General features: G+C 70.9%; 4 protein-coding genes and 1 pseudogene. 2 read left to right on the top strand and 3 right to left on the bottom strand.

Features of this window, described 5'->3' with window-relative positions; translation table 11 throughout:
* Positions 1-213: 213 nt before the first annotated feature.
* From KN815_RS45175 to KN815_RS45165, 3 genes are all read right to left on the bottom strand, one after another.
* Positions 214-441, bottom strand: a complete 228-nt coding sequence (locus KN815_RS45175; RefSeq protein ID WP_059145230.1) for a DUF3107 domain-containing protein — start codon at positions 439-441, stop codon at positions 214-216.
* Positions 442-676: 235 nt separating this feature from the next.
* Positions 677-1,318 (bottom strand): TetR/AcrR family transcriptional regulator, encoded by a 642-nt coding sequence (locus tag KN815_RS45170; RefSeq protein ID WP_014054739.1) that lies wholly within the window; start codon positions 1,316-1,318, stop codon positions 677-679.
* Between the two features lie 137 nt (positions 1,319-1,455).
* Positions 1,456-1,686, bottom strand: coding sequence for an Rv3202a family protein (locus tag KN815_RS45165; RefSeq protein WP_216347609.1), 231 nt, complete (start codon positions 1,684-1,686; stop codon positions 1,456-1,458).
* Positions 1,687-1,904: 218 nt separating this feature from the next.
* Between KN815_RS45165 and KN815_RS45160 the strand changes: the two genes are divergently transcribed.
* Positions 1,905-2,939: an alpha/beta fold hydrolase gene (locus tag KN815_RS45160; RefSeq protein WP_216347608.1), complete on the top strand. Its 1,035-nt coding sequence runs from the start codon at positions 1,905-1,907 to the stop codon at positions 2,937-2,939.
* Positions 2,932-3,177: pseudogene (locus KN815_RS45155) on the top strand (DUF3152 domain-containing protein); the annotation flags it as partial. The gene KN815_RS45160 and the pseudogene KN815_RS45155, both read left to right, overlap by 8 nt.

Genomic DNA, 3,177 nt, shown 5'->3' with positions numbered 1-3,177 from the left:
AACAGCATTGGCGCGTCCTTCCCGTAAGCGGATCGGAACCGACACGTGATCACGCGTCGGTCGTGCCCGTCCTACCCCCGCCCGGGCGAGGGCAACCCTGCCCACGGGGGCGGTCTGTGGTGCCCGGCGTGCCGGGGGCGTGCGAGCGCGCGCACAAAAGGCGGCGGGGTCCGGTGGAAATTCACCGGACCCCGCCGCCGTCGGCTGAATACGTCAGGCCGCGCCGAAACCGACCTTGCGGGCGCTCGGCTCGCCCAGCTCGATGTAGGCGAGCCGGTCGGCCGGGATCAGGACCTTACGGCCGTGGCTGTCCTCCAGGATCAGCACCTGAGCCTTGCCGCCGAGCGCCTCGGCCACCAGGCGCTCGACCTCCTCGGCAGACTGCCCGCTCTCCAAAGTGATCTCGCGGGGCGCGTGCTGCACGCCGATCTTGACCTCCACGGCCTTGTCCCTCCGACGGTCATTTGGGGTAGCGCGGCCATCCGCGCTGTACCCAGCACACACTAGCCGTGCCGGGACACCCGCCGGGGGCCGCGGGCGCACGCCAGAAGCGAACACACCCGCCGCCCGCGAACACGCCCCTCGCGGTCCCGTGCGCTCAGCGGCCACGAGTGCTCAGCGCTCCCGAGCGCTCGCGGTCCCGCGCCCTCGTGGCCGGAAATGGCGCCCGGGCGGCTCAGTGGCCGCCTTCGGCCCCGTGCAGCGGGAAGCCCGCGATACCGCGCCAGGCCAGCGAGGTGAGCAACTGCACGGCGGTCTCCCGCGGCACCTCGCTCTCGCTGGAGAGCCAGTAGCGCGCGACCACCTGGGAGATCCCGCCGAGGCCCACGGCCAGCAGCATCGATTCGTCCCTGGACAGCCCGGTGTCCTCGGCGATGACCTCGCTGATCGCCTCGGCGCACTGGAGCGAGACGCGGTCCACGCGCTCGCGCACCGCGGGCTCGTTGGTCAGATCGGACTCGAAGACGAGCCGGAAGGCGCCGCCTTCTTCCTCGACGTAGGCGAAGTACGCCTCCATGGTCGCCGCGACGCGCTGCTTGTTCTCGGTGGTCGAGGCGAGCGCGGTGCGCACCGCGTGCAGCAGGGACTCGCAGTGCTGGTCGAGCAGGGCGAGATAGAGCTCCAGCTTGCCCGGGAAGTGCTGGTAGAGCACCGGCTTGCTGACCCCGGCGCGCTCGGCGATGTCATCCATCGCGGCCGCGTGGTAGCCCTGGGCCACGAAGACCTCCTGAGCGGCCCCCAGGAGCTGATTACGTCGGGCTCGGCGCGGAAGGCGCGTACCCCGTGGGCGCGCCTCGGTCTGCTCGATGGCTGTCACGCCGCCTCCCAATGAATGATCCCTTTGCACGATGTCCATCGCGTCCGCCATCGTACTTTTCGGTAACAGGGCGGCGCGCGGTTCGTGCGGAGAATTTCACGGACCGGACTCTATGAAAAGCCCACAAATGACGCAGGTCATCGGTACTCCTCCTCGTTCACCTCGACCACCCGGGCCTGTTCCGCGCGGTCGGCCTCGTTGGCTTCCACGAACTCGTCCGCCCTGGGCGGTTCGTCGCGGTGGGCGATCACCTCGCGATGTTGTTCGGCGGCGTCCGCCTCGGGAGCCTCGACGTCGTACACGGCGGTTTCGTCGGTGTTCTCGACGGAGTCCTCGAAGGTGTCGGGGTCGGTTGGGTCGATGGACATGTACTCCCCTTCCCTGTGCCCTGTGGCGGCTGCCACTGACGGCCGCCCGTGATGGCCTCCCACTGAGGGCTTACCCACTGGCGACTACTCGTGACTACCCAGGGGCAAGGCGATCGCCCCTGTGACTTACGAGCCTAGGAGAGGTCACTTTCGGACGCTACGCGGTCTGTGAGCGTGAACACACGGTCGCGCGCGTGATCGTCTCGTAACATTGGCGCATGTCTTCGACCGAGCCGCCGGAAGCCCGCATCGTCGCGGCGGTGCCGCCCGCGAGGTCCGTGCGGGTCGGGGCGGGTGAGAAGCTGCGGACCGCTTCCCTTCCGGGGCTCACGATGACCGTGCGCTGCCGTCCGCCGGCCACCTCCGGGCTGCCGCCCGCGCTCTTCGTGCACGGCCTCGGCGGCTCCTCGCAGAACTGGTCGGCGCTCATGGAGCTGCTCGCCGACCGGGTGGAGGGCGAGGCGCTCGACCTCCCCGGTTTCGGCGACTCCCCGCCGCCGGACGACGGCAACTACTCCATAACCGCCCACGCCCGCGCCGTGATCCGCTATCTCGACGCCCAGGACCGCGGCCCCGTCCATCTGGTCGGCAACTCGATGGGCGGCTCGATCGCCACGCGCGTCGCGGCGGTGCGGCCGGATCTGGTGCGCACTCTCACCCTCGTCTCGCCCGCGCTGCCCGAGCTGCGCCCGCAGCGCACCGCGGTGCCGACCGGTCTGCTCGCGGTCCCCGGGGTGACCCGGCTGTTCACCCGCATGACGAGGGACTGGGACGCGGAGCGGCGCACCCGCGAAGTGATGTTGCTCACTTTCGGCGACCCGTCCCTTGTCAGTCGGGAGGACTTCGCCTATGCCGTCGAGGAGTTCGAGCGCCGGCTCGCCCTCCCGTACTTCTGGGACGCGCTGAGCCGCTCGGCACGCGGTGTCGTCGACTCGTACACCCTGGGCGGCCAGCACTCCCTCTGGCGCCAGGCCGAGCGGGTGCTCGCCCCGACGCTGCTCGTCTACGGCGGCCGCGACCAACTGGTGTCCATAAGGATGGCGCAGCGGGCGAACGCCACCTTCCGCGACTCGCGTCTGTTGACGCTGTTGGACGCCGGGCATGTGGCGATGATGGAGTATCCCGAAGCGGTGGCGCGCGGGATGCGCGAGCTGCTCGATGGCGTTGAAGAACGAGATGACCGGGACAGCCGGAAGGCGCGGGGGGCCGTACCGGCGTCCGGTGCGGACGGGAGCGGTGCGGCGCGTGGGTAAACACAGCGCACGTGGCAGCCAGGAGGGCCGGGAGCGCCGGTCCGCGGCGGCGGGCTCCGGGCAGGGGCACGGCTCGGGCCCCGAGTTCGTCGAGCACACCGCATCCGGTACGGCCTCGGAGGACGACAGACCGGGCACCGGACGGCGCCGCGCCGCGGCGGGGCCCGCTGCCGTGGATCCCGGGGTGACTCCGCCGCAGGGCGTGCCCAGGTCGCCGTATGGAGCGGGCGGCCCCGGG

The organism is Streptomyces niphimycinicus (genome assembly GCF_018883605.1).
In the GTDB taxonomy this organism is placed as follows: domain Bacteria; phylum Actinomycetota; class Actinomycetes; order Streptomycetales; family Streptomycetaceae; genus Streptomyces; species Streptomyces niphimycinicus.
Note: the sequence above shows the minus strand (reverse complement) of the source record. Positions and strands in the feature narration are given on the sequence as shown.